The 23,854-nt window shown below is 55.7% G+C and carries 23 protein-coding genes and 1 pseudogene; 12 read left to right on the plus strand and 12 right to left on the minus strand.

What is annotated here, in order from left to right; translation table 11 throughout:
* Nucleotides 1-235: 235 nt before the first annotated feature.
* The 3 genes from AC1DFB_RS15435 to AC1DFB_RS15445 are packed head-to-tail and all read right to left on the minus strand — an operon-like array spanning nucleotide 236 to nucleotide 2,519.
* Nucleotides 236-823, minus strand: a complete 588-nt coding sequence (locus tag AC1DFB_RS15435) for a Smr/MutS family protein (protein ID WP_170567303.1) — start codon at nucleotides 821-823, stop codon at nucleotides 236-238.
* Nucleotides 823-1,863 (minus strand): murein transglycosylase A, encoded by a 1,041-nt coding sequence (gene mltA / locus AC1DFB_RS15440; RefSeq protein ID WP_480921616.1) that lies wholly within the window; start codon nucleotides 1,861-1,863, stop codon nucleotides 823-825. The genes AC1DFB_RS15435 and mltA overlap by 1 nt, the downstream gene beginning before the upstream one ends.
* Nucleotides 1,860-2,519, minus strand: a complete 660-nt coding sequence (locus AC1DFB_RS15445; protein ID WP_170399461.1) for a Tim44/TimA family putative adaptor protein — start codon at nucleotides 2,517-2,519, stop codon at nucleotides 1,860-1,862. The genes mltA and AC1DFB_RS15445 overlap by 4 nt, the downstream gene beginning before the upstream one ends.
* 108 nt (nucleotides 2,520-2,627) lie before the next feature.
* On the opposite strand from AC1DFB_RS15445, the gene AC1DFB_RS15450 reads away from it, so the two are divergent.
* Both AC1DFB_RS15450 and secB read left to right on the plus strand, forming a co-directional pair.
* Nucleotides 2,628-3,128: an FxsA family protein gene (locus tag AC1DFB_RS15450; RefSeq protein ID WP_170399458.1), complete on the plus strand. Its 501-nt coding sequence runs from the start codon at nucleotides 2,628-2,630 to the stop codon at nucleotides 3,126-3,128.
* 54 nt (nucleotides 3,129-3,182) lie between these two features.
* Complete coding sequence (gene secB / locus AC1DFB_RS15455; protein WP_480921617.1) at nucleotides 3,183-3,686, plus strand: protein-export chaperone SecB; 504 nt, start codon at nucleotides 3,183-3,185, stop codon at nucleotides 3,684-3,686.
* Between the two features lie 25 nt (nucleotides 3,687-3,711).
* Here the strand turns inward: secB and dnaQ are convergent, their stop codons facing one another.
* Genes dnaQ through AC1DFB_RS15475 form a run of 4 tightly spaced genes read right to left on the minus strand, consistent with a single transcriptional unit; the run spans nucleotide 3,712 to nucleotide 6,446 of the window.
* A complete protein-coding gene (gene dnaQ / locus AC1DFB_RS15460) occupies nucleotides 3,712-4,434 on the minus strand; it encodes a DNA polymerase III subunit epsilon (RefSeq protein ID WP_480921618.1) in 723 nt (240 codons plus the stop codon).
* Nucleotides 4,427-5,020, minus strand: a complete 594-nt coding sequence (gene coaE, locus AC1DFB_RS15465; protein ID WP_170426352.1) for a dephospho-CoA kinase — start codon at nucleotides 5,018-5,020, stop codon at nucleotides 4,427-4,429. The genes dnaQ and coaE overlap by 8 nt, the downstream gene beginning before the upstream one ends.
* Nucleotides 5,017-5,850, minus strand: a complete 834-nt coding sequence (locus tag AC1DFB_RS15470) for a shikimate dehydrogenase (RefSeq protein ID WP_480921619.1) — start codon at nucleotides 5,848-5,850, stop codon at nucleotides 5,017-5,019. Before AC1DFB_RS15470 ends, coaE begins: the two co-directional genes overlap by 4 nt.
* A complete protein-coding gene (locus tag AC1DFB_RS15475; RefSeq protein WP_480921620.1) occupies nucleotides 5,847-6,446 on the minus strand; it encodes a Maf family protein in 600 nt (199 codons plus the stop codon). The genes AC1DFB_RS15470 and AC1DFB_RS15475 overlap by 4 nt, the downstream gene beginning before the upstream one ends.
* Nucleotides 6,447-6,848: 402 nt before the next feature.
* Here AC1DFB_RS15475 and hemJ point away from each other — a divergent pair, with 402 nt between their 5' ends.
* The 7 genes from hemJ (at nucleotide 6,849) to AC1DFB_RS15510 (ending at nucleotide 14,225) form a co-directional block, all read left to right on the plus strand.
* Nucleotides 6,849-7,298: a protoporphyrinogen oxidase HemJ gene (gene hemJ / locus AC1DFB_RS15480; RefSeq protein WP_170408805.1), complete on the plus strand. Its 450-nt coding sequence runs from the start codon at nucleotides 6,849-6,851 to the stop codon at nucleotides 7,296-7,298.
* Nucleotides 7,299-7,424: 126 nt separating this feature from the next.
* Nucleotides 7,425-8,696, plus strand: coding sequence for a transcription termination factor Rho (gene rho / locus AC1DFB_RS15485; protein WP_170399438.1), 1,272 nt, complete (start codon nucleotides 7,425-7,427; stop codon nucleotides 8,694-8,696).
* Between the two features lie 31 nt (nucleotides 8,697-8,727).
* Nucleotides 8,728-10,014: a tRNA uridine-5-carboxymethylaminomethyl(34) synthesis GTPase MnmE gene (mnmE, locus tag AC1DFB_RS15490; protein ID WP_170636833.1), complete on the plus strand. Its 1,287-nt coding sequence runs from the start codon at nucleotides 8,728-8,730 to the stop codon at nucleotides 10,012-10,014.
* A gap of 12 nt (nucleotides 10,015-10,026) precedes the next feature.
* Nucleotides 10,027-11,895 carry a tRNA uridine-5-carboxymethylaminomethyl(34) synthesis enzyme MnmG gene (mnmG, locus tag AC1DFB_RS15495; RefSeq protein WP_480921621.1) on the plus strand — a complete coding sequence of 623 codons (1,869 nt, stop codon included), beginning with the start codon at nucleotides 10,027-10,029 and terminating at the stop codon, nucleotides 11,893-11,895.
* Nucleotides 11,892-12,515: a 16S rRNA (guanine(527)-N(7))-methyltransferase RsmG gene (rsmG, locus tag AC1DFB_RS15500; RefSeq protein WP_170515507.1), complete on the plus strand. Its 624-nt coding sequence runs from the start codon at nucleotides 11,892-11,894 to the stop codon at nucleotides 12,513-12,515. Before mnmG ends, rsmG begins: the two co-directional genes overlap by 4 nt.
* Nucleotides 12,508-13,311 (plus strand): AAA family ATPase, encoded by an 804-nt coding sequence (locus AC1DFB_RS15505; RefSeq protein ID WP_170408801.1) that lies wholly within the window; start codon nucleotides 12,508-12,510, stop codon nucleotides 13,309-13,311. The genes rsmG and AC1DFB_RS15505 overlap by 8 nt, the downstream gene beginning before the upstream one ends.
* Before the next feature lie 20 nt (nucleotides 13,312-13,331).
* Nucleotides 13,332-14,225, plus strand: a complete 894-nt coding sequence (locus tag AC1DFB_RS15510; RefSeq protein ID WP_170515504.1) for a ParB/RepB/Spo0J family partition protein — start codon at nucleotides 13,332-13,334, stop codon at nucleotides 14,223-14,225.
* Here AC1DFB_RS15510 and AC1DFB_RS15515 read toward each other — a convergent pair.
* The 4 genes from AC1DFB_RS15515 to rph are packed head-to-tail and all read right to left on the minus strand — an operon-like array spanning nucleotide 14,215 to nucleotide 17,040.
* Nucleotides 14,215-14,568 carry a YbaN family protein gene (locus AC1DFB_RS15515; RefSeq protein WP_480921622.1) on the minus strand — a complete coding sequence of 118 codons (354 nt, stop codon included), beginning with the start codon at nucleotides 14,566-14,568 and terminating at the stop codon, nucleotides 14,215-14,217. The genes AC1DFB_RS15510 and AC1DFB_RS15515 overlap by 11 nt on opposite strands.
* A 3-nt stretch (nucleotides 14,569-14,571) precedes the next feature.
* Nucleotides 14,572-15,726 carry a radical SAM family heme chaperone HemW gene (gene hemW / locus AC1DFB_RS15520; RefSeq protein ID WP_480921623.1) on the minus strand — a complete coding sequence of 385 codons (1,155 nt, stop codon included), beginning with the start codon at nucleotides 15,724-15,726 and terminating at the stop codon, nucleotides 14,572-14,574.
* Nucleotides 15,716-16,330, minus strand: coding sequence for an RdgB/HAM1 family non-canonical purine NTP pyrophosphatase (gene rdgB, locus AC1DFB_RS15525; protein ID WP_170515499.1), 615 nt, complete (start codon nucleotides 16,328-16,330; stop codon nucleotides 15,716-15,718). The genes hemW and rdgB overlap by 11 nt, the downstream gene beginning before the upstream one ends.
* A complete protein-coding gene (rph, locus tag AC1DFB_RS15530) occupies nucleotides 16,327-17,040 on the minus strand; it encodes a ribonuclease PH (RefSeq protein WP_480921624.1) in 714 nt (237 codons plus the stop codon). Before rph ends, rdgB begins: the two co-directional genes overlap by 4 nt.
* Before the next feature lie 112 nt (nucleotides 17,041-17,152).
* Here rph and hrcA point away from each other — a divergent pair.
* Both hrcA and AC1DFB_RS15540 read left to right on the plus strand, forming a co-directional pair.
* A pseudogene (gene hrcA / locus AC1DFB_RS15535) lies at nucleotides 17,153-18,218 on the plus strand (heat-inducible transcriptional repressor HrcA).
* Nucleotides 18,219-18,228: 10 nt separating this feature from the next.
* Entirely contained in the window at nucleotides 18,229-18,792 is a 564-nt protein-coding gene (locus AC1DFB_RS15540) for a nucleotide exchange factor GrpE (RefSeq protein WP_170399405.1), read from the plus strand.
* A gap of 31 nt (nucleotides 18,793-18,823) precedes the next feature.
* On the opposite strand, the gene mutS is transcribed toward AC1DFB_RS15540, so the two are convergent.
* Nucleotides 18,824-21,436: a DNA mismatch repair protein MutS gene (gene mutS, locus AC1DFB_RS15545; protein WP_480922622.1), complete on the minus strand. Its 2,613-nt coding sequence runs from the start codon at nucleotides 21,434-21,436 to the stop codon at nucleotides 18,824-18,826.
* A gap of 161 nt (nucleotides 21,437-21,597) precedes the next feature.
* Here mutS and AC1DFB_RS15550 point away from each other — a divergent pair, with 161 nt between their 5' ends.
* Nucleotides 21,598-23,853, plus strand: coding sequence for an NADP-dependent malic enzyme (locus AC1DFB_RS15550; RefSeq protein ID WP_480921625.1), 2,256 nt, complete (start codon nucleotides 21,598-21,600; stop codon nucleotides 23,851-23,853).
* Nucleotide 23,854: the final 1 nt, after the last annotated feature.

Raw genomic sequence — 23,854 nt, forward strand, 5'->3', positions numbered from 1 at the left:
ATCGGAAACCGCTGGGTCAATGCAATCAGATGGGATCGGCGATTGTCTGCCGTACCGTTCTGGTTGTGTTGTTAAGCACAACCTCGCAAGCCTTGGACAAGGCTACGAAGTTTCATTGCGCCGGCAGATTATCACCGGGGTTGCGGGACCTGCAGAAACAATAAACCAGTAGGGGTAAGGGCAGGGTTCGCGTGCGAATCCGGTTCATGCGGACAAGCTAGAATCAGCGATCCGACTAACGGACGCGCCTGAGGTAAACGTAATAGGCGCCATCGCCGCCATGGCTGATATGTGCGGGTGTTACCTGCAGCACCGCTTGTGCAAGTGGTGGAATAGATAACCAGTGGGGCACCTGATTGCGCAAGACCCCACGCGGTGTTGGAATGGGTCCCGGTTCGTCCCGGTCCTTGCCCTTCCCGGTTATGACCAACACCAGCCGTTTGCGCTGTGCCTGTGCGGTCAGGATGAACCGAACCAATGCGGGATGGGCTGCGCTCATGCGCATCCCGTGCAGGTCCAGCTTGCCTTCGGGCTTGAGCTTGCCGCGTTTCATGCGACCAAAAGACTTGGTGTCCATCTGCACCGGATTTGTCCGTAAACCTTCGGTGATCGATGGCTTCAGGTTATTCCGTGACGGTTTGGTTGGCGCAGTCTGACCCAGTTCAAAGGCTTCTATCCGCGCCTTGGGCGTTTTGGTCGGTTTGGGCTTGGGCAAGGTAGTGGGGTGCACAGTCTGAGGCAGTTCGGGGTGCAAACGCTCAGCCTGTTTGGCCACCTTGCGCCACAAATCGATCTCATCCGCAGTCAGTTTGCGCCGGGTCATCAGAACTCATCCGGTAACAGGGCGTAGGCCCTCTGGATCGGCAACAGCACAACCATACGGCCGGGATCCTTCAAGCGACCGGCGGCCTGCCCGGCATCATCCCCTGTGCCAAAGAAAATGTCGGCACGTTGCGCACCCTTGATCGCCGATCCGGTGTCTTGTGCGATCATCAATCGGCGCAGCGGGTTTTTGCCATCCTTTTCTACCCAAACTGGCGCGCCCAAAGGTGTATAAGCCGGATCTGCCGCGATACTGCGCATCGTGGTCACTGAGCGGTTCATGGCGCCTAACGGCCCGAACTCGGGCGCGACACGCGTCACTTCACGGAAGAAAACATACGAAGGGTTGTGTAGTAACAGCTCAGCCCCGGCTTCAGGGTTTTTGCGTACCCAGGTCCGGATCATCTGCGCGCTGACCTGGTGCGCGCCCAGCGCACCCCGTCGGACCAGTTCCGTGCCGATCGAGCGATAGGGATGCCCATTCGCACCGCCATATCCAACCCGCAATGCACCGCCATCGGGCAGACGTATCCGGCCCGAGCCTTGAATTTGCAGAAAGAACAGCTCAACAGGGTCATCGACCCACGCTATCTCAAGGCCCCGACCTGTCAGGGCGTCACCGGTCAGCAGGTCACGGCGACTGAGCCACTTGCCCGCCTCTCGCGCCTCGGGCGGCATCCGGTAGAGTGGATAGCGGTATTTGTCAGTTGGGGTTTTCGACCCATCCAGTTCAGGTTCAAAATATCCGGTGAACAGGGCGTCATCGCCGTCTTCGACCAGAACAGGACGAAAGAACAGCTCGAAAAAAGCCCGCGCCGCGCCAGGTTCATAACTCTGAGCCACGCCACACAGCGCCTGCCAATCAGGATCGTCCAGATCACCACAGGTGTTCAGAAAAACCGAAAGGGCCGCCCCGTGATCGTCGGCGGCCCAGCCATCGAGGTCATCGAATGACAGGATGGATCGCGTCGCCTCGGCTCCGGCGGCGCTGGCAGTGGTCATGACGACCCCCAGAAATAGCGACCGGAGCGCTGCAATCATGCGTCCGTGGCAACAAGCAGCCAGTTCGGATCGTCCGCGCCCATGACACGGGCAAAGGTCCAGCTGTCCTTTTGGCGTTTGACGGTGTTCGGGTTGCCTTCGACAATATCCCCGCCGCGATCGCGCACGACCGACGTCAGCTCACCGATAAAGCGCATGGTGATCTCGGCCTGATTGGTATCCTTATCGAAGGTCGCATCGACCAGAGTGGTTTCACGCACCCCGATGAATTCGGCTTCGATGGTCAGACCTTTGTCTTCGCGATCCGCAACAACCGATACAAAACTGTCGAATACTTCTTCGGACAGGAACGGCTGGATTTCGTCCAGATTGCCCTTTTCAAAGCCCATCACGATCATCTCATAGGCGCCGCGCGCGCCCTGTACAAATTCGCTGACAGAAAAACTGGGTTCGACCCGCTTCATTGCGGCCAATGTTTGCGCCTGTTCACTGTCTTCGGCCACATGGTCGGTGATGTCGTGATCTGGCCCGCCTTCAATCACTTCGAAATCACGGCGCGCGCCATTGGTATCAGGCTGTTGCTGAAGGGGCGGTTTCTCAAAACCTTCGCGTGTACCCAACACGCTTTTCAAGCGCAGGATCAGGAAAATGGCAATTCCGGCCAGCACCAGAAGCTGGATCAGGGGTGAGTTCATTTCGTCCTCTTTTCAGAACCCGGGCTTTGTATACGCTGCCCTCTGCCACTATGTAGGTGACAGTCGGGGCCAAGTCCACAGCCCGGACCATGCTAAAGGATACCGCAAATGTACTTGTTCTTGGCTTTTTTATTGGTTCCGATCATCGAGATCGCCCTGTTTATCCAGGTTGGCGGTCTGATCGGGCTTTGGCCGACGCTTGCAATCGTGGTTCTGACCGCCGTTCTGGGCACGGTTCTGGTGCGGACACAAGGTCGCATGGCGCTGGCGAATTTGCAGCGATCCTTTGCCGAATTGGACGACCCAACCGAACCGCTGGCCCATGGGGCGATGATCTTGCTGTCCGGTGTTTTGCTGCTGACACCAGGGTTTTTCACCGATGCCATTGGTTTTGCGCTGCTTGTTCCCGGCATCCGGGTCGCAGTGTTCCGCTATCTCAAGTCCAAGGCGACCATCACGCATTTTCAAATGGGCACCGGCGCACAATTCAGGTCGGGGCCAAACCCGTTTGATCAGGACGATGTGATAGATGGCGAATTCACCGAGGTTCGCCCTCGCCAGAACTCCGGAAAGCCGTCTAAGTGGGTGGAAGGCCCGCACCAGCATTGAGCTATCCGGCCCAAATTGCTAAGCAGTGCCGAATTTCAATTCCGGAGAAGTTTCATGGCTGACGAAAGCCCTGCAGAAAACACCGCCGCACAGGCAGCCCCTCAGATCCAGATGCGCGTTCTGGGACAGTTCATTCGCGACATGTCCTTTGAAAACGTCATGGCGCAAAAAGGCGTCTCAGGCGACGTACAGCCCGAGATTTCAGTTCAGGTCAATCTGGACGCAAAGAAACGCACGACCGAGCACCAGTATGAAGTCTCGATCAAGCTAAAACTGACATCCAAGGCCAAGGGCCTGGAAGACGTCCTGTTCCTGTGCGAAATCGACTATTGCGGCCTGTTCCACGTGGAAGGTGTGCCCGAGGATCAAATGCATCCGTTCCTGATGATCGAATGCCCGCGCATGCTGTTCCCGTTCCTGCGCCGTATCGTCAGCGACATTACCCGCGATGGTGGTTACCCGCCGGTCAACCTGGATAACATTGATTTCGTTGCACTTTATCGCAATGAACTGGCGCGTCGTCAGGCCGCCGCACAAGAGCAAAAAACCGACGTCTAAGGTTTTGACCCGCGGCTGGCTGGGGTCAGGCGCGGGTCCACAGGGCGTTCTCGCCCAGTTTCTCAACAAATTTCTGATGTGCTGCGCGCTCATCCTCGGTGATCCGGGATGGCAGGGCATTGGACCGCGCTGTCGGGCGCCATTCCTCACCACCGCCAGATGCTGCACTTGCCGAGGTTGACAAGCCAAAATCGGGCTGACGGCCTCCGATCAGCTCCAGATACACTTCGGCCAGAATTTCCGAGTCAAGCAGCGCGCCGTGCAGCACCCTGTTCGAATTGTCGATGCCAAACCGGCGGCACAATGCATCCAACGAAGCGGGTGATCCCGGAAACCGTTTGCGGGCAATGGCCAGCGTGTCGATTGCCTGATCCATCGGGATCAGCGACACCCCCATCCAGCCCAGTTCGGCGTTCAGAAACTTCATGTCGAACGAAGCGTTGTGGATCACCAGCTTGGCGTCACCCACGAATTCGCGAAACCCTTGCCCAACCTTGGCAAAGACAGGTTTGTCCTTCAGCGTGACTTCGCCTTTTTCCGGCGGGCGCGGGTTTTCCAGCAGGTCGGGGCCGATGCCATGCACACCAAATGCCTCTTCCGGCATAGAACGCTCAGGGTTGATGTAGACGTGATAAGTTTCTCCTGTGGCAACGTGGTTCCACAGCTCAACCGCGCCGATCTCGACGATCCGGTCGCCGCTTTCGGGATCAAACCCTGTGGTCTCGGTATCGAGTACAATCTCACGCATCTGCCAACCCTGCCCGTATCTGCCTGACGATATCCTGCACCTGAGCGCGAGCATGGTCCAGGGTATCCGTGACAATCACGAAATCCGACCGCGCGCATTTCTCTTCGTTTGGCATTTGCTTGGAGCGAATCTGCTCAAACTGAGCCTCATTCATCGTGCCGCGCGCCATGACCCGTCTTTTTTGTTCTTCAGCAGAGATTGAAACACAAGCAACAGCATCCATCGCCGCATCACCACCGGTTTCAAACAACAGCGGAATGTCGAATACCAAGATATCGGCGGACGACGAAGATCGAAATGAGGCGCGATCCGCCGCTACCAGAGGGTGTACGATTTTTTCTATTGTTTTTAGCGCGTCAGGATTATCCGCAATGATTTGCTTCAATGCATCCCGGCTGACCGCATCCTCGGCAATGGCGGTGGGAAACGTAATCCGCATGGGCTCAACCGCAGCGCCGCCCTTTGCATAGAGCCGATGCACCGCAGCATCCGCATCCCAAAGCGCACAGCCTTCATCTGCAAACATCTGAGCGGTCGTGCTCTTGCCCATCCCGATTGATCCGGTGAGCCCCAGCGCAAAACTCATGCCAAGGCCGCCGCGCGGGTTTCAGCGTCCACTTCGGGGCGAACACCGAACCAGCGTTCAAACCCGGGAACAGCTTGATGCAGCAACATTCCCAGCCCGTCGACCGTTGTACATCCAACCTCTTCCGCCTGGTTTAACAGATGCGTTTGAAGCGGCGCGTATACCAGATCGGTGACAACAGCGCCGGGTTGCAATCCATCCAGTGGAACGCGTAACTCTGGCTGCCCTTGCATACCCAAAGACGTAGTATTCACGACCAGTTCTGCATCTTCGATCACGTTGCCCGCCTGCACCCAGTCGACGACCGTAATCCGTTGGCCGAACTCTTCTTTCAAATGATCCGCACGGGTGCGGGTGCGATTGGTCAGCAGGATTTCAGGCACTCCGGCTTCTGCCAGCGCTTGAAGCACCGCCCGCGCAGCACCGCCCGCACCAAATACTACCGCAGGCCCATCTTGCGGGTTCCAATCAGGCGCACCGCTGCGAAGATTGGCCATGAACCCGTAGCCATCCGTATTATCCGCGTGAATTGAACCATCCTCGCGGAATACAAGCGTATTTGCCGCCCCGATGACTGAGGCACGGTCCGAGACATGATCCGCCAACCGCAAAGCAGCCTCTTTATGCGGTACGGTCACGTTGGCCCCAACAAACCCAGCCTTGGGTAGTGTCCGCAGAACGGTTTCCAGATCGGCCGGGGCGACATCCATTGGGATGTAGTGCCCCACCAATCCATAGGTTTTCAGCCAATGCCCGTGCAGTTTTGGCGAGCGGGAATGTGCAATGGGTTGCCCAATCACGCCGGCCAGAGGAACGCGATGCTCCGTCATTGATCGATTACTCCCTTTACGGCCAGAAAATTGAGCAACTCTAACAGGGGCATACCCAAAACATTTAAATAGTCGCCGTCAATGGTAGCAAACAGGCGCACGCCTTCTTCTTCCAGTTTATAAGCCCCCACTGCGTGCCGAATACTGTCCCAGTTCCGCGCCACGTAATCACGTAAATAAGCATCCGAGCTGGCCCGCATCCGCAAACGCACCTGACCTACATGCCGCCAGATGGGCTCACCATCCTGATAGATCACCGCCGCCGACAGCAACATATGTCGCTTGCCGCGCATTGCTTTAAGCTGCGCCAGTGCTTCTTCCGGCGTTTCCGGCTTCGACAGCATCTGACCTTCGAAATCCAGAACCTGATCGCAACCCAGAACCATAGTGCCGGGCACTTTGTCACTGATCTTACGTGCTTTCATTTCGGCAAGCGCATCGGCAACATCACGGGGCGGAGCTCCCTCAGCCATCAGGGCGCGTTTGGCTGTGTCTTCATCCACCCGCGCGATCTGAACCGAAAACGGGACGCCTGCGTTTCTGAGCAACTGCGCGCGGATCACGGACCCTGAGGCAAGGACTATGGGGACAGTCATGTGGAAAACCCCGTGTGCAAATCAATGAGTAGTCTCGAATGGTTTGTATGGCTTTCCGGTTGACACGCAACCCCGGGAATTTGGCGCAAGACTTCCCCGAGTCGCCCGGATCCTGTCCAGACGGGACAAGGATAAGTTGGAATACTCGGATAAGCATCCCGTCCCGGATTGTTCCAATGGTTATCCACAATTCAGCCCGAGCTTTTATCTCATAATTTGTTGTTATTAATAATTTTTTTCTTGACCAACAGATTCTGCGCCGATGTGCTTCACTTTTTCCACCTGGGGAAAAAGGCAGGACAAAAAAGTAATCCACCGAATTTGACCTCCCTACAAAACCATCATCCTTTTTCTTTCTTATTTTTTTTATTAGGAGGGTTTCAGATAAGCCCGGAATACCCAATGACCGATATTCTTTTCGCAATATACCCTTGGGTGAAATCGCTGCACATCATGGCCGTGATTTCATGGATGGCTGGTTTATTCTATCTGCCCAGATTGTTCGTGTATCACGTTGAAAAGGCGCAAGCCGTAGAGGGTGCGCAACAGATTTTCTTTGAAATGGAAGAAAAGCTGCTGCGTGTGATCATGCGCCCCGCAATGGTCGTGGCCTGGATTTGCGGGCTGATCATGGTTTTCACGCCTGGTATTGTCGGATGGGACTGGAGCTGGCCCTGGGTCAAAGGCGCAGCAGTGATCGGCATGACATGGTTTCACCATTGGCTTATGGCTCGGCGCAAGGACTTTGCTGAGGGGCGAAATAAGCTGACTGGGCGGCAGTACCGCATGATGAATGAGGTTCCGACCGTTTTAATGGTTGTTATCGTTCTAGCGGTCGTTGTGAAGTTCTGAGGGCCTGTTTGACTCTTCTTAGGTAAGCGCTTATCTAACGCGTAACGCGCCCGTCCGGGCGAGGTATCTTCCGTTCTGAAATTCCACTCTGGTGCCGCGATCCAAGCGGCCGAGGTTCGTATCATCATGACAACTGAATCCCTGAATCTGGCCGATCTGAAGGCCAAAAGCCCCAAAGACCTTCTGGCCATGGCCGAGGAGCTTGAGGTCGAAAACGCCTCAACCATGCGCAAGGGCGAGATGATGTTTCAGATTCTGCGTGAACGTGCGGATGAGGGCTGGACCATCGGCGGCGACGGCGTGTTAGAGGTTCTACAAGACGGCTTCGGTTTCCTGCGCTCGCCCGAGGCGAACTATCTTCCCGGACCGGATGACATCTATGTTTCGCCTGACATGATCCGCAAGCATTCGCTGCGCACCGGAGATACAGTTGAGGGTGAGATCAAAGCGCCCGATGAAAACGAGCGTTACTTTGCGCTGACCAACGTCACCAAGATCAACTTTGAAAATCCGGACAAGGCCAAACACAAGATTCTGTTCGACAACCTGACGCCTCTATATCCGGATGAGCGTCTGAAGATGGAAATCGAAGATCCGACCATCAAGGACAAGTCTGCTCGCGTGATCGATTTGGTTTCGCCGATTGGTAAAGGTCAGCGATCGCTGATCGTGGCACCGCCGCGGACTGGTAAGACGGTGATCCTGCAGAACATCGCGCATTCCATCGAACAGAACCACCCGGAATGTTATCTGATCGTCCTGCTGATCGACGAACGCCCGGAAGAGGTGACTGACATGCAACGCTCGGTGAAGGGTGAAGTTGTGTCTTCAACCTTCGATGAGCCCGCGACCCGCCACGTGGCCGTATCCGAGATGGTGATCGAAAAAGCCAAGCGTTTGGTCGAGCATAAACGAGATGTTGTTATTCTACTCGATTCGATCACAAGACTTGGTAGGGCATTCAACACTGTGGTGCCATCTTCAGGTAAAGTTCTGACCGGTGGTGTGGATGCAAATGCCCTGCAACGGCCCAAGCGCTTCTTTGGTGCTGCGCGGAACATCGAAGAAGGTGGTTCGCTGACCATCATCGCCACCGCCCTGATCGATACCGGCAGCCGCATGGACGAAGTGATCTTCGAAGAATTCAAGGGCACTGGTAACTCGGAAATCGTTCTGGATCGTAAGATTGCAGACAAACGCGTGTTCCCGGCAATCGACATCCTCAAATCCGGCACCCGGAAAGAGGATCTGCTGGTCGACAAGGGCGATCTGGCCAAGACATTCGTTCTGCGCCGCATCCTCAATCCGATGGGCACAACAGATGCAATCGAGTTCCTGTTGTCGAAGTTGAAACAAACCAAAACGAACGGCGAGTTCTTCGATTCAATGAACACCTGACAAGGTTCTGGCACTGACGCGGGGGCTATCAATGGATACGATATTCGCCCTGGCCAGCGCCCAGGGCAAAGCAGGCGTGGCTGTGATCAGGCTTTCTGGTCCGCAGGCATATGCCTCCGCCAATGAGTTGTCTGGCGGGGGCCTGCCAAGGCGTGGAATGAGAGTACGAACACTCAGCGCGTCGGATGGATCGCGGTTGGATGAGGGCTTGGTTCTGACGTTTCAGGCCCCGTCCAGCTTTACCGGCGAAGACGTGGCCGAGCTTCAGATTCACGGAAGTATGGCGTCAGTCAACGCTGTGCTGACATCTCTTTCGGATATGGACGATCTTCGGTTGGCCGAACCTGGTGAGTTCACGCGTCGTGCACTGGAAAACGGCAAGATGGATCTGGCGCAGGTCGAAGGACTTGCTGATCTGATTGATGCAGAAACCGAAGCACAACGGAAACAAGCGCAGACGATTTTGGCTGGTGCTTTGGGCACATTGGCAGAAAGTTGGCGGCGTGATCTGATCCGCGCGGCTTCTCTGTTGGAAGCCGTGATTGATTTTGCTGATGAAGAGGTGCCGATCGACGTAACCCCTGAGGTTCGAACGTTAATCTCTGGTGTTATGGAGGACCTGAGGCAAGAAGCGAAAGGCGTTCGGATCGCAGAACGCATTCGCACCGGCTTTGAAGTCGCCATTGTTGGCCTTCCGAACGCAGGGAAATCGACCTTGCTGAACGCGTTGGCAGGTCGGGAAGCCGCTATTACCTCGGAATATGCCGGGACAACCCGTGATGTGATTGAAGTTCGTATGGACTTGGACGGATTGCCTGTCACGCTGCTGGACACGGCCGGTTTGAGGCAAACCGATGATCACGTTGAAAACCTGGGAATTGAACTGGCGCGCAAACGGGCAGAGGCGGCCGATCTACGAGTATTTCTGTCGGATGAGCCTGATCAGCTAGGTGTACCGATGCAGGCAGATGACATTCATGTTCTGCCAAAATCTGACCTGCGTGAGCCCTTTTCCGGTGGTATATCGGGGAAAACCGGGCACGGGATTGACCAGTTGATAGACAACATATCGCGTGTACTGACTGTTCGAACAGCTAGCCATGGTATTGCAACGCGGGAACGTCACCGTATTGCGATGACTAAAGCATCGGACGCACTTGCGGCTGCGCGAGATGTTCTGGAATCAGGTCCGGACATGTATGATATAGCTGCTGAAGAGTTGAGAACGGCAATTCGGTCGCTTGAATCTTTGGTTGGCAGGATTGATGTCGAAACCCTTTTGGATGAAATCTTCGCAAGTTTCTGTCTGGGAAAATAGGGAGTGTTTCACGTGAAACATTCGAGATTTGATGTTGTAGTCATTGGCGCTGGACATGCCGGTACCGAAGCTGCCCATGCGGCAGCACGGATGGGTGCAAACACGGCGCTGGTTACTTTGTCCGAACAGGACATCGGTGTCATGTCCTGCAATCCTGCGATCGGAGGGCTAGGGAAAGGTCATCTGGTCCGTGAAATCGATGCAATGGACGGGGTCATGGGTCGTGTGGCGGATCGTGCCGGCATTCAGTTTCGTCTATTGAACCGACGTAAAGGACCAGCTGTTCAAGGCCCAAGGGCGCAAGCGGACCGTGCGCTTTATCGGACCGCGATGAAGGAAGAAACGAAAAAACAAGACAATTTGTCGGTGATCACTGGGGAAGTGGTCGATTTCCTAATGGATGGTGACTGCGTAATCGGTGTCAAACTAGCCGACGGTTCCGAGGTCCCAGCTCAGACAGTTGTTCTGACGTCGGGTACATTTCTGCGCGGTGTAATTCACATAGGAGACGTTACAAGGCCAGGTGGACGCATGGGGGATCGTCCATCGGTTAGGTTGGCTGAGCGCCTTGACGCTTTTGAATTACCGACGGCACGGCTGAAAACAGGTACGCCACCGAGGTTGGACGGACGAACCATAAATTGGGATATACTTGAACGACAGGATGGCGATGCAGAGCCAACACTGTTTTCATTCATGTCCCAAGCGGTGACGGCGCCGCAAATCGCCTGTGGAATAACTCATACCAATGCTCAGACGCACGGAATAATCGAGAAAAATCTATCGCGATCAGCAATGTATGGAGGTCATATTGATGGTGTTGGTCCCAGATATTGCCCTTCAATCGAAGACAAAATCGTCCGATTTGCGGAAAAGGAGTCACACCAGATATTTCTGGAACCGGAAGGCGTGCGGGATCATACGGTGTACCCAAACGGGATTTCAACGTCTTTGCCCGAAGATGTACAAGTCGAATATGTCCAATCCATCATAGGATTGGAAAGTGCGGTAATCTTACAACCCGGATACGCGATTGAATACGACTACGTTGACCCGCGCGTTCTATCTGCGTCTTTGTCTGTGCCCGATGTTCCTGGTCTATATCTTGCAGGGCAGATCAATGGGACCACAGGATATGAGGAAGCGGCCGCGCAAGGCCTCGTTGCAGGTTTGAATGCAGCTCTGGAAACACAGGGGCGTGCGCCAATACATTTTACACGCTCAGACAGCTATATTGGCGTAATGATTGACGATTTGACAACACGAGGCGTTGCCGAGCCTTATCGGATGTTCACATCCCGTGCAGAGTTTCGCCTATCACTTCGCGCTGACAACGCAGATCAAAGACTGACCCCGATTGGTGAGCAGTTGGGCTGTGTGGGTGAACTCCGCCGCAAGGTTTTTGCTGAGAAATCAGAAAAACTTGTAAAGGCAAAGAACAAACTGACAGAGACCACATATACGCCAAAGCAAATTCGCGAAGCTGGTATCAGCATAAATCAGGACGGAAACCGGCGCGATGGAATGGCGGTTCTTGCTTTTCCAGAAGTATCGTTTGAAGACATGGTTTTACTCGAACCCGATCTACAGAATACAGACGATGAAATTCGCCGTCAGGTCGAGCGCGATGCGTTGTATGCAAACTATATTGCGCGCCAACAACGGGATGTCGAAGCAATGAAGCGCGATGAGGCGCATGAAATTCCTCGGGATTTCAATTATTTTGCGCTTGATGGTCTGTCGAATGAAATGAAGCAAAAGCTATCGCAGGCGAAGCCTGCGAATATTGCGCAGGCGAGTCGGGTTGAAGGTGTCACGCCTGCGGCTTTAACCCTCGTCCTGGCGAAGCTCAGGCGCGATGTGAAAGCCAGAAAAGCATGAGTTATCAGAACGCCGTTTCTGCGGAGGCTCTGGATGTTTCACGTGAAACATTCGAACGCCTGGTGATCTATGTATCTCTGCTTGAAAAATGGAACCCAAAAATCAATCTGGTTTCAAGAAATAGTCTTGAAGAGATTTGGATTCGCCATATCAAAGATTCCATTCAAGTTTTTCAGAACGCAGATCGCGTAGATCATTGGGTGGATTTAGGCAGCGGAGGCGGCTTTCCTGGCATGGTCTGCGCAATCATGGCAATTGAATTTGCGCCTGAAACGCGTTTCACATTAGTCGAAAGCGACCAACGTAAATCCGCATTTCTTCGAAGTGTGACCAGAGAGAGTGGCGCCAATTGTTCCGTGATCTCTCGTCGAATTGAAGCCATTGATCCCTTGCATGCGGACGTGCTTTCAGCTCGGGCTCTGGCTGATCTGACCACTCTAATGTCATTTTGTGACAGGCATTTAAGTAAAAACGGTACAGCGTTGTTGCCAAAAGGCGCAACCTGGAAAAAAGAGCTGGAAGATGCGCGCAAAGAATGGAAATTCGAGGCTGAACCCATTAAGAGTTCAACAGAACCCCAAGCCGTTATCCTGAAAATCAAAGGAGTTGCACGTGGTTGATCTGTCTCGTCCTGCTGGGCCTCGGATTATCGCGGTTGCCAATCAAAAGGGCGGGGTCGGGAAGACCACTACAGCGATCAATCTGGCAGCCGGATTGGCCGAGGCCGGATGCAAGGTTCTTGTGGTCGATCTCGATCCTCAGGGAAATGCCTCTACGGGCCTAGGGGTCGAAGATCGCGACTGGACGACATATGATCTTCTTCTTGACGATGCACCATTGGAAGCTGTGGTGCAGGAGACCGAGATCGGTAATCTTTTTGTGGTTCCGGCGACCGTAGATCTCAGCTCGGCAGATATTGAGCTGATCTCGAATGAAAAGCGCAGTTATTTGCTGCATGACGCGCTTCGACAGACTGCAATTGATGCCTTCGATCTGGACTTTGTGCTGATTGATTGTCCGCCGTCCTTGAACCTGCTCACCGTAAACGCAATGGTAGCAGCGCATTCCGTCCTTGTTCCATTGCAAAGTGAGTTCTTTGCGCTGGAAGGGCTGTCACAATTGATGTTGACCATTCGCGAGGTTCGTCAGACCGCTAATCCTGACCTCAGAATCGAAGGTGTTGTGTTAACGATGTATGACAACCGCAACAACTTGTCCCGTCAGGTCGAAAAGGATGCGCGTGACAATCTGGGTGAGATGGTATTTAAAACCAAGATACCCAGAAATGTGCGGGTCAGCGAGGCACCATCTTACGCGCTTCCTGTGCTGCAATATGATTCGGGTTCGCTCGGGGCGATGGCGTACCGGTATCTCGCCCGAGAGGTTATGCACAAGAACAACAAGGTAGCCATTTAAGTGGCCGTGAGGAGGGCAACATGAATGCCAGGAAAGGAAAACCCCGAGGATTAGGTCGCGGGCTATCTGCGTTGATGGCTGATGTCGCACCAGAAGCTGACGGTCGGATTGTATCTGAACCCCGCCGTCCGGATCTCACGGTACCGATCGAAAAACTGCAGGCGAACCCAGATCAGCCGCGCCGCCGTTTCGCGCAAGAGCAATTGGATGAGCTTGCGGCCTCGGTCAAGGAAAAGGGTATTATCCAGCCGCTGATTGTACGCAGCATCGATGGCGGCCAATACGAAATCGTTGCGGGTGAACGGCGCTGGCGTGCTGCGCAGATGGCGCAACTGCATGATATCCCAGTTATTGTTCGCGAATTTGATGACACCGAAGTGCTTGAGGTCGCGATTATCGAGAACATTCAGCGCGCAGATCTGAACGCGGTGGAAGAGGCGGCAGGCTTTAAGCAATTGATGGATCGCTTTGGTCACACGCAAGAAAAGCTGGCCGAAGCGCTTGGTAAAAGCAGAAGCCATATCGCTAATCTGCTGCGTCTTTTGTCACTGCCATTGGACGTGCAATCCCTTGTAATAGAAGGAAAATTATCCGCCGGTCATGCAAGGGCGTTAATCACGGCAGGAAACCCATCGGAGCTGGCGAAACAGGTGGTTCGTGAGGGCCTTTCGGTGCGTGCGACCGAGGCATTAGTGAAAAAGCAGCAAGGCGGGACGGATAAGCCGGCTCCGAAATCCAGAAATCTGAATGCTGGGAAGGACGCAGACACCCGAGCGCTTGAAAAGGATTTGTCTGCGATTCTGGCGATGAAGGTGACGATCAACCATAAGGCCGGATCTGAATCCGGGCAGGTTGTGTTGGCTTATGAGAACCTGGATCAGTTGGATGATCTGTGCGCAAAGCTCAGCCGTTAGGTCGGGTCCAGATAAACAGCATCACAGCGCTGAGCACAATGGCCTGAATGATCAGGACGTGAGAAGGAACCGACAGTAGAACCGATAAACCAAATACGGCGGCAACCGAAAGGGTGGCCGCCTTTTTTGCACCGGGTCTGATCGCGCCAGAGCTTTGCCAATCGACGATCATAGGGCCAAAGGTTCGATGGCTCAGCAACCAGTAATGTAGCCGTGACGATGAGCGGGCAAAAAAGAACGCGGCCAACAGAAGAAATGGCACCGTCGGCAGCAGCGGCAGAGCGACTCCGATCATGGCAAGCGCAACGCATAACAACCCCAATCCGGCCCAGAGAAATTGCATCTGTTACTCCAACAGCTCTCGGATTACCGCGTTGAGCACGGCGCGCCCGTTTGAAGTGGCGCGCAATTGATTGCGACCAAGGGTTAGCATGCCCAGATCGATCAGTGAATCAAGTTTGTCATGCGAAAGTTCTTCACCTGAAAGCCGAGTATATCTGTCTATATTAAGGCCCTCGACCAAACGCAGACACATCATAAGGTATTCTGAGGCTTGTTCACGTTGGCTAAGCTCGAACCGATTGCTTTCGCCGTGCCCGTTGGAGGCAGCCTTCAGCCATTTGTTTGGTGAAAGGTGAGTTTCTGTTGCGAATTTTTGGCCACCCTTTGTGATCCGCCCGTGCGCGCCGGGTCCAATACCGATGTAATCACCATAGCGCCAATAGATGAGGTTATGCCGTGATTCCGCTCCGGGCCGGGCATGGTTTGAAATCTCATAGGCGCGCAGCCCATGCGCTTCGCAGATTTCCTGCGTCGCCAGATACATATCCGCAGCGTTGTCATCCTCGGGCAAACCGCGCAGTTTGCCCAGGGCATAGCGATCACCAAAGGCTGTGCCTTCCTCAATGGTCAGTTGGTATAGCGACAGGTGATCAACTGCCATCGATAGGGCTTCGGTCAGCTCAGCACGCCAGGCGTCCAGAGTTTGATGCTGGCGGGCATAGATCAGATCAAAGCTCACACGGTCAAAGCAAGAGCGCGCGATATCGAAGGCAGCGCGAGCCTCGGCAACCGTGTGAATGCGCCCCAGACGACGCAGGTCATCGTCGTTCAAGGCCTGAACACCCATCGAGATGCGGTTCACGCCCGCATTATGATAGGCCGCGAACCGCCCGGCCTCGACCGAGCCTGGATTGGCCTCAAGCGTGATTTCCATATCGTTGGCCGATCGCCAAAGGGCGCGGGCCTTGTCGATGATGGTGGCGACGGTCTCGGGGGCCATCAGTGATGGAGTTCCGCCGCCAAAGAAGATTGTGTTCAAAACCCGGTCAGGAGTTTCGATGGCCGAGCGGCTCAGTTCACTGAGATAACACTCAAGCCATTGTTTTTGATTAATATTCTTGGAAACGTAGCTGTTGAAATCGCAATAGGGGCACTTGGCCTCGCAAAAGGGCCAATGCACATAAAGGCCAAAGCCCCCGTTTCGCCAATCATCCGCCAAAGCAGCCTTTCACGAACATCTCCACCGCGCGCCCGCGATGGCTGATCTTGTTCTTTTCCCAGCGATCCATTTCGGCAAAGGTAATGTCGTGCCCCTCAGGGACAAACATGGGGTCATAGCCGAACCCGTCCTTGCCACGGATCGGCCAAGTCAGGTGACCGGGCGCGATGCCCTCGAACACTTCGTCATGCCCGTCGGGCCAGGCCAGAACCAGTGTGCAGCGAAACTGGGCCATACGCGGGTGGGGGGCGTCTTTCGCCTCTAGCTCATTATGGGCGCGAGTCATCGCCATCAGGAAATCGCGGCCACTGCCGGTTTCGGCCCAATCGGCGGTGTAAACACCGGGTGCGCCGTCCAATGCATCGATGGTGATCCCGGAATCGTCCGACAAGGCAGGTAGGCCGGTCGCCTTTGCAGCTGCGTGGGCCTTGATCCGGGCGTTACCGACGAAAGTGTCCTCGGTCTCTTCCGGTTCGGGCAGGTTCATTTCGCCCGCGCCGACAACCGTTACGCCAAAGGGCTCAAGCAGATGCGCCATCTCCTCGAGCTTGCCTTTGTTGTGGGTGGCGACCAGCAGTCGATCACCTTCGAACCTGCGAGTCATGCGGTTGCAGCTTTCTGGGCAGCAGCAAGTTCACCCACGCCTTTCTCGGCCAGATCCATCAGTTGATCCATTTGCGCGCGGTTGAAAACGGATCCTTCGGCGCTCATCTGCACTTCGATCAGCTTACCCGAGCCGGTCATGATGAAATTGCCGTCAACGCCAGCTTCGCTATCTTCGGGATAGTCCAGATCTAGCACGGGCTGACCGGCATAAATTCCGCATGAAACGGCGGCAACAGGGTCTAATAAAGGGTCAGAGATCACATCGCCTGTTTTCATCAGCTTGTTCACGGCCAGACGTAGCGCTACCCAACCGCCAGTGATCGAGGCACAGCGGGTGCCGCCGTCGGCTTGAATGACATCGCAGTCAACAGTGATCTGCCGTTCTCCCAAGGCAACCCGGTCTACACCGGCGCGCAAAGCGCGGCCGATAAGGCGCTGGATTTCCACGGTGCGTCCGCCTTGCTTGCCGCTGGCAGCCTCGCGCCGCATCCGCGTATTGGTCGCACGGGGCAGCATGCCATATTCAGCGGTGACCCAACCCAGGCCCGAGCCCTTTATAAAAGGCGGCACGCGATCCTCAATTGTGGCGGTGCACAGCACATGCGTGTCGCCCATCTTGATCAGGCAAGAGCCTTCGGCATGTTTGGTGAACCCCGTTTCAATTGAAACGGCGCGCATTTCGTTTAGATCACGTCCTGAGGGTCGCATGAGAAATCCTTTATCTGCTGGGTTGGGGATACCGTCCTGCGGCGTTACGATGCAAGCCCGATTGACCTTTCATTTGCCTGCGATTTAATGACGATCCAGCAGAGGGCCGCCGATGAGCGAAGCAAGCAAAATTCTGGACGAGATGAATGACCGGTCGCGCGAGGTGTTCCGGTTGATTGTCGAAAGCTATCTGGAAAGCGGTGAACCCGTGGGCAGCCGGACTCTGACGCGCACATTGTCCGAGAAAGTCAGTGCTGCGACCGTACGCAATGTGATGCAGGATCTTGAATTTCTGGGTTTGCTCGACAGTCCGCATGTCAGCGCTGGTCGAATTCCAACACAGCAGGGGCTGCGCATGTTCGTGGACGGATTGCTGGAAATGGGCGATCTGGGTGCGGATGATCGGCAGAAGCTGGACGAAACACTAGGCTCTAACGCAGGCGATGTGGGTGGTATGCTCGATCGCGTCGGCGCGGCGCTATCACACGTGACACAAGGGGCTTCGCTGGTTCTGACGCCAAAGCATGAGGCCGAGATCAAGCATATCGAGTTCGTCTCGCTTGGGCATGACCGGGCCTTGGTGGTTCTGGTGTTTTCGGACGGGCAGGTAGAAAACCGGCTGTTTACACCTCCGCCTGGCCAAACACCCAGTTCGATGCGCGAGGCAGCCAATTTCCTGAATGCGCTGATCGAAGGACGTACGCTTGGCGAAGTGCGCCGTCAGATGCTGTCACAGATCGACGCGCGGAAACAGGAAATCGATGTTCTGGCGCGTGAGATGGTCGAGAGCGGCATTGCCGCTTGGGACGGGGACGGCGGCGACTCGGCCCGGCTGATCGTGCGCGGGCGTGCGAATCTGTTAAATGAGCCGGGTCAGGCAGAAGAGCTTGATCGAATCCGCACCCTGTTTGACGACCTTGAACGCAAACGCGATATCGCCGAATTCCTTGAATTGACCGAAGAAGGCGAAGGTGTGCGCATTTTTATTGGCTCTGAGAACAAACTTTTCTCACTTTCGGGTTCCTCTTTGGTGGTGTCTCCATATATGAACGCTGATCGTAAGATAATCGGTGCGGTTGGGGTCATTGGACCCACACGTCTGAATTACGGGCGAGATCGTACCAATCGTGGATTATACGGCGCAACTGGTCGGCAAGCTGATTTCCGACCGGAGCTAGAGGGTAAGAGATGGCAGAGCCCAAGAACGAAGATTTTCTGGACGACATCATGTCCGCCGAGGCGGAAGAGTTTGCCGAAGATTTTGCTGAGATCAGCGATGAGGCGCTTGAGGTCGATCAACTGCGTGCTGAGCGCGATGATTACAAAGACAAGTTCATGCGTGCGCTGGCCGATGCCGAAAATGCGCGCAAGCGTGGCGACAAGGCGCGTCGGGATGCGGAACAGTATGGCGGGTCAAAACTGGCCCGCGACATGCTTCCGGTTTACGACAATATGAAACGCGCGCTTGAGGCCGCGACGGATGAGCAGAAAGAGGTTGCCGCCGGCTTGCTGGAAGGTGTCGAGTTGACCATGCGCGCGCTGAAGGATGTGTTCCAGAAGCATGGGATTGAGGTGATTACGCCTCAGGTCGGGGACAGGTTCGACCCGAATGTGCATGAGGCGATGTTCGAGGCCCCGGTGCCCGGAACCAAAGCCGGCGACATCATTCAGGTGTCGGCAGAAGGCTTCATGCTGCACGACAGGTTGTTGCGTCCGGCGCAGGTTGGGGTGTCGTCAACGCCCGCAAGCTGAACAGTTCCTGGGTCAACCGGGTACGAGGCGGTCAGGATCTGGTCGCCTCTTTCAGTTTGTAGATCAAGTCCAAGGCTTCGCGGGGGCTGAGTTCATCTGGAAGGATGGTTTCCAGCATATCAGCAACGGGCGAGGTTTTTGGCGCAGGGGGAGGCGGCGGCGCAGCTGAAAACAGGGGCAGATCGTCGATCAGTGCTTTCTGCTTACCGCCTTCACGTTCGGTTTTTTCTAATTGATCCAACACGATACGGGCGCGGTCCACGACCGAGGCGGGCAAGCCAGCCAATTGTGCAACCTGGACGCCGTAAGACCGATCGGCAGCGCCTTTATGTACTTCATGCAGAAAGATGACTTCACCCTCCCATTCTTTGACTGCAACGGTCGCGTTTTCTACTCCGTTCAGACTTCCAGCGAGTGCAGTTAATTCGTGGTAGTGGGTGGCGAACAATGCGCGGCATTGGTTTGCCGCGTGTAGGTGTTCCAGTGTGGCCCAGGCAATGGAAAGGCCGTCGTAGGTCGCGGTGCCTCGGCCGATCTCATCAAGGATTACGAGCGCGCGGTCGTCGGCCTGATTCAGAATAGCTGCGGTTTCGACCATTTCGACCATAAAGGTCGAGCGGCCGCGCGCCAGATCGTCTGACGCTCCGACGCGGCTGAACAATTGACTGACTAATCCGATTTGCGCCTGTTCCGCCGGAACATAGCTGCCCATCTGCGCCAGTAGGGCGATCAGCGCATTCTGGCGCAGGAAGGTTGATTTACCGGCCATGTTGGGACCGGTGAGCAACCAAATTGCAGCGCCTGCATCGGCGCTCAGATCGCAGTCGTTGGCGATGAAAGCATCGCCGCTTTGCTGCCTCAGGGCATGCTCGACCACCGGGTGACGGCCTCCTTTGATGTCGAATGCGCGTGACCCGTCGACCTTTGGACGGCACCAGCTTTCGCCGCGAGCCAGATCGGCGAGTGCAGTGGTTAAATCCAGCTCAGCCAGTCCGCGCGCGGCCTGATTTAGCCGTGCGGCAATATCCAGAATAGCCCCAGAAAGCCTTTGATAGAGCCGTTTTTCGATCTCTAGCGCGAGATTTCCGGCATTCAGAATCTTTGTTTCGATCTCGGACAGCTCCACTGTGGTGAAGCGCACCTGATTGGCGGTGGTTTGGCGGTGGATATAAGTCTCGCTAAATGGCGTGTTCAACATTTTCTCGGCATGGGTTGCCGTGGTCTCGATGAAGTAGCCAAGCACATTGTTGTGTTTGATCTTCAGTGACGTGATGCCGGTATGCTCCGCGTATTTCTGTTGGAAACCTGCGATGACCGAACGGCCTTCGTCACGCAAGGTGCGCGCTTCGTCCAATTCGGTATCAAACCCGGGGGCGATAAAGCCGCCATCGCGGGCCAGCAAGGGTGGATCGGCAACCAATGCTTCGTCCAGCAAGGTCAACAGATCGTCAAATCCGACAAGGTTCTGGACGGCAGTGGCCAGCAGAACAGGCAGATCCTGTGAGGCACAGGTTTCGGCAATTGTTGCGGCTTGTTCCAATCCATTGCGGATAGCGGCCAGATCACGCGGGCCGCCCCGGTCCAGCGAAAGCCGGGACAGGGCACGATCCAGATCAGGTGTTTTGCGCAAAGCTTCGCGCAGATCTGAGGCGATCAGGCTATCTTCGACCGCTAAAGATACCGCGTCGAGTCGGGCGTGGATCACATCCAGATTACGCGAGGGGCTGGACAGTCGCTGTTCCAGAAGTCTTGCGCCACCTGGCGTTACTGTTCTGTCGACCACGGACAGCAGCGACCCGGCGCGCCCACCAGACAGCGACCGGGTCAGTTCCAGATTGCGTCGCGTTGCGGCGTCGATCTGAACCACGCGATCCTCGGATTCCTTCAGGGGAGTTTGCAGTAGTGGCAGTTTGCCCTTTTGCGTGATCTCCAGATAATCGATCAGCGCGCCCATGGCCGAAACCTCGGCGCGCCCGAAGTTCCCGAATGCATCCAGTGCGCCCACATGAAACAACCCGCAGATGCGTTTCTCGGCTGCAGCGCTGTCAAAACTGGCGCGTCCAACAGGGGTGAGCGATATGCCAAGGTCCATGACGGTTTCATGCAGCTTTTCCTCGGACCCATCGGCCACGATCAGCTCGGACGGGGCCAGCCGAGCGAGTTCAGGGCTCAACCGGATTGACGTCAGCGGCATCACGTGAAACGCACCGGTTGAGATATCGGCCCAGGCCAGTGCGGCTTCGTCCCGAACCTCGGCATAGGCGGCCAGAAAGTTGTGCCGCCGCGCCTCTAGCAGGGCATCTTCGGTCAGTGTGCCGGGCGTCACCAGACGCACAACACCGCGCTTTACCACCGATTTAGAGCCTCTTTTCTTGGCTTCCGCCGGGCTTTCCATCTGCTCGCAGACCGCGACGCGGAATCCTTTGCGGATCAGGGTCAGCAAGTAGCCCTCGGCAGAATGCACCGGCACGCCGCACATCGGGATATCGTCGCCATTGTGTTTGCCGCGCTTGGTCAGCGCGATATCCAACGCCTCAGCCGCGTTCACCGCATCCTCGAAGAACATCTCGTAGAAGTCACCCATGCGATAAAACAGCAGGGCATCTGCATGAGCCTCTTTGATCTCAAGGTACTGCGCCATCATCGGCGTGACTGTGGACAAATTCGGCCCCCTTCTGGCGTGTTCCGGGCGCGACCTTACAAATCCCGCATCTTCAGTAAAAGGTGAAAACTCATTCTCGTTGAGGCGCGGCCCCGCCTGCGTTATGAGGCAAAAGCCCCAAAGTCATGGAAACGACCTGTAAGATGCCCAAAGCGAAGATCACCAAAGAAGAGGCGCTGGCCTTTCACCTAGACCCGACCCCCGGCAAGTGGGAGGTGCAGGCCACCGTACCCATGACCACGCAGCGCGATCTTTCGCTAGCTTACAGCCCTGGCGTTGCGGTTCCCTGTGAAGCCATCGCTGAAGCACCAGAGACGGCGTATGACTATACAAACAAAGGCAATCTGGTTGCTGTGATCTCGAACGGGACCGCCGTTCTGGGCCTAGGGAATCTCGGCGCGCTGGGCTCAAAACCGGTGATGGAGGGCAAATCTGTCCTGTTCAAGCGCTTCGCTGATGTGAACTCGATCGATATCGAGCTGGATACCGAAGACCCGGACGAGTTCTGTCGCGCTGTGCGCCTGATGGGCCCGACCTTTGGCGGAATTAACCTTGAGGACATCAAAGCGCCCGAGTGTTTCATCATCGAACAACGCTTGAAGGAAGAGATGGATATCCCGGTCTTCCACGATGACCAGCATGGCACAGCAGTGATTTGTGCGGCGGGCCTGCTTAACGCATTGCACATCTCGGGCAAAAAGATCGAAGATGTAAAAATCGTCCTGAACGGGGCAGGCGCTGCAGGAATTGCCTGTATCGAACTGCTCAAGGCCATGGGTGCACGGCACGAGAATTGCATCGTCTGCGACACCAAAGGCGTGATTTATCAGGGCCGGACCGAGGGCATGAACCAGTGGAAGTCGGCCCATGCCATCACGACTGATCTTCGCACTTTGGAAGAGGCCATGAAGGATGCGGATGTATTTCTGGGCGTTTCGGTCAAAGGGGCGGTGACACAAGACATGGTCGCCAGCATGGCTGACAATCCGGTGATTTTCGCCATGGCGAACCCTGACCCGGAAATCACCCCGGAAGAGGCGCACGAGGTGCGCGTTGATGCGATCGTCGCGACGGGCCGTAGCGATTATCCGAATCAGGTGAATAACGTTCTGGGTTTTCCTTACCTGTTCCGCGGTGCGCTGGATATTCATGCCCGTGCGATCAATGACGAGATGAAAATCGCCTGCGCCCATGCTCTGGCGCGATTGGCACGTGAAGATGTTCCGGATGAGGTTGCCATGGCCTATGGCAAGTCGCTGACTTTTGGGCGCGACTACATCATTCCAACGCCTTTTGATCCGCGCCTGATCCACCGTATCCCGCTTGCGGTTGCCAAGGCTGGTATGGATACCGGCGCGGCGCGACGTCCGATCATCGATATGGACGCTTATGAGCTGAGCCTGAAATCCCGCATGGACCCGACGGCCAGCATCCTGCGCGGCTTGAACGCGCGGGCGCGTCAGGCGCAAAGCCGGATGATCTTTGCCGAGGGTGACGATCCGCGCGTATTGCGCGCGGCCGTTATGTACCAACGCTCGGGCTTTGGTAAGGCTCTGGTTGTGGGCCGGCCAGACGACGTAAAGGAAAAGCTCGAATCCGCAGGCCTTGGGGACGCGGTGCGTGAGATCGAAGTGGTGAACGCCGCCAATACCTCGCATCTGGAGACCTACAAGAATTTTCTGTATCAGCGCCTGCAACGGAAGGGCTTCGATCACAAAGACATTCACCGCCTCGCTGCACGGGATCGGCATGTGTTTTCGTCTTTAATGCTGGCGCATGGTCATGCGGATGGTCTGGTGACAGGGGCCACTCGTAAGTCGGCGCATGTGCTGGACCGCATCAACCATGTGTTCGATGCGGATGCCGCCCATGGTGCGGCGGGGGTTACCGCATTGCTGCACAAAGGACGGATCGTTCTGATTGGCGACACGCTGGTGCATGAATGGCCTGATGAGAACGATCTGGCCAATATCGCTGAACGCGCCGCAGCCGTGGCGCGCCACATGGGGCTAGAGCCCCGGGCGGCCTTTGTCAGTTTCTCGACCTTCGGTTACCCGGTGTCTGAACGTGCTGAGAAGATGCACCGCGCCCCGGCAGTGCTGGACGAGCGCGGCGTCGATTTCGAATACGAAGGCGAGATGACGGTTGATGTCGCCCTGAATGTTGATCAGCAGGAAGCCTATCCGTTCCAACGACTGACCGGACCAGCCAATATCCTGATTGTTCCTGCACGACACTCGGCCTCGATTTCGACCAAACTGATGCAGGAAATGGGCGGCGCCACCGTGATCGGCCCGATCCTGTCCGGCGTCGACAAGCCGATCCAGATCTGTTCGACGGTCTCGACCGCAAATGACATTCTGAACATGGCCATCCTGGCCTCCTGCGATATCGGGTAAA

This window comes from Ruegeria sp. S84 (assembly GCF_056583445.1).

Excerpts from the sequence above, each read along its gene's own strand:
- AC1DFB_RS15435 (WP_170567303.1), bottom strand. The coding sequence starts at position 823 with ATGACCCGGCGCAAACTGACTGCGGATGAGATCGATTTGTGGCGCAAG.
- mltA (WP_480921616.1), bottom strand. The coding sequence starts at position 1,863 with ATGATTGCAGCGCTCCGGTCGCTATTTCTGGGGGTCGTCATGACCACT.
- AC1DFB_RS15445 (WP_170399461.1), bottom strand. The coding sequence starts at position 2,519 with ATGAACTCACCCCTGATCCAGCTTCTGGTGCTGGCCGGAATTGCCATT.
- AC1DFB_RS15450 (WP_170399458.1), top strand. The coding sequence starts at position 2,628 with ATGTACTTGTTCTTGGCTTTTTTATTGGTTCCGATCATCGAGATCGCC.
- secB (WP_480921617.1), top strand. The coding sequence starts at position 3,183 with ATGGCTGACGAAAGCCCTGCAGAAAACACCGCCGCACAGGCAGCCCCT.
- dnaQ (WP_480921618.1), bottom strand. The coding sequence starts at position 4,434 with ATGCGTGAGATTGTACTCGATACCGAGACCACAGGGTTTGATCCCGAA.
- coaE (WP_170426352.1), bottom strand. The coding sequence starts at position 5,020 with ATGAGTTTTGCGCTGGGGCTCACCGGATCAATCGGGATGGGCAAGAGC.
- AC1DFB_RS15470 (WP_480921619.1), bottom strand. The coding sequence starts at position 5,850 with ATGACGGAGCATCGCGTTCCTCTGGCCGGCGTGATTGGGCAACCCATT.
- AC1DFB_RS15475 (WP_480921620.1), bottom strand. The coding sequence starts at position 6,446 with ATGACTGTCCCCATAGTCCTTGCCTCAGGGTCCGTGATCCGCGCGCAG.
- hemJ (WP_170408805.1), top strand. The coding sequence starts at position 6,849 with ATGACCGATATTCTTTTCGCAATATACCCTTGGGTGAAATCGCTGCAC.
- rho (WP_170399438.1), top strand. The coding sequence starts at position 7,425 with ATGACAACTGAATCCCTGAATCTGGCCGATCTGAAGGCCAAAAGCCCC.
- mnmE (WP_170636833.1), top strand. The coding sequence starts at position 8,728 with ATGGATACGATATTCGCCCTGGCCAGCGCCCAGGGCAAAGCAGGCGTG.
- rsmG (WP_170515507.1), top strand. The coding sequence starts at position 11,892 with ATGAGTTATCAGAACGCCGTTTCTGCGGAGGCTCTGGATGTTTCACGT.
- AC1DFB_RS15510 (WP_170515504.1), top strand. The coding sequence starts at position 13,332 with ATGAATGCCAGGAAAGGAAAACCCCGAGGATTAGGTCGCGGGCTATCT.
- AC1DFB_RS15515 (WP_480921622.1), bottom strand. The coding sequence starts at position 14,568 with ATGCAATTTCTCTGGGCCGGATTGGGGTTGTTATGCGTTGCGCTTGCC.
- rdgB (WP_170515499.1), bottom strand. The coding sequence starts at position 16,330 with ATGACTCGCAGGTTCGAAGGTGATCGACTGCTGGTCGCCACCCACAAC.
- rph (WP_480921624.1), bottom strand. The coding sequence starts at position 17,040 with ATGCGACCCTCAGGACGTGATCTAAACGAAATGCGCGCCGTTTCAATT.
- AC1DFB_RS15540 (WP_170399405.1), top strand. The coding sequence starts at position 18,229 with ATGGCAGAGCCCAAGAACGAAGATTTTCTGGACGACATCATGTCCGCC.
- mutS (WP_480922622.1), bottom strand. The coding sequence starts at position 21,436 with ATGATGGCGCAGTACCTTGAGATCAAAGAGGCTCATGCAGATGCCCTG.
- AC1DFB_RS15550 (WP_480921625.1), top strand. The coding sequence starts at position 21,598 with ATGCCCAAAGCGAAGATCACCAAAGAAGAGGCGCTGGCCTTTCACCTA.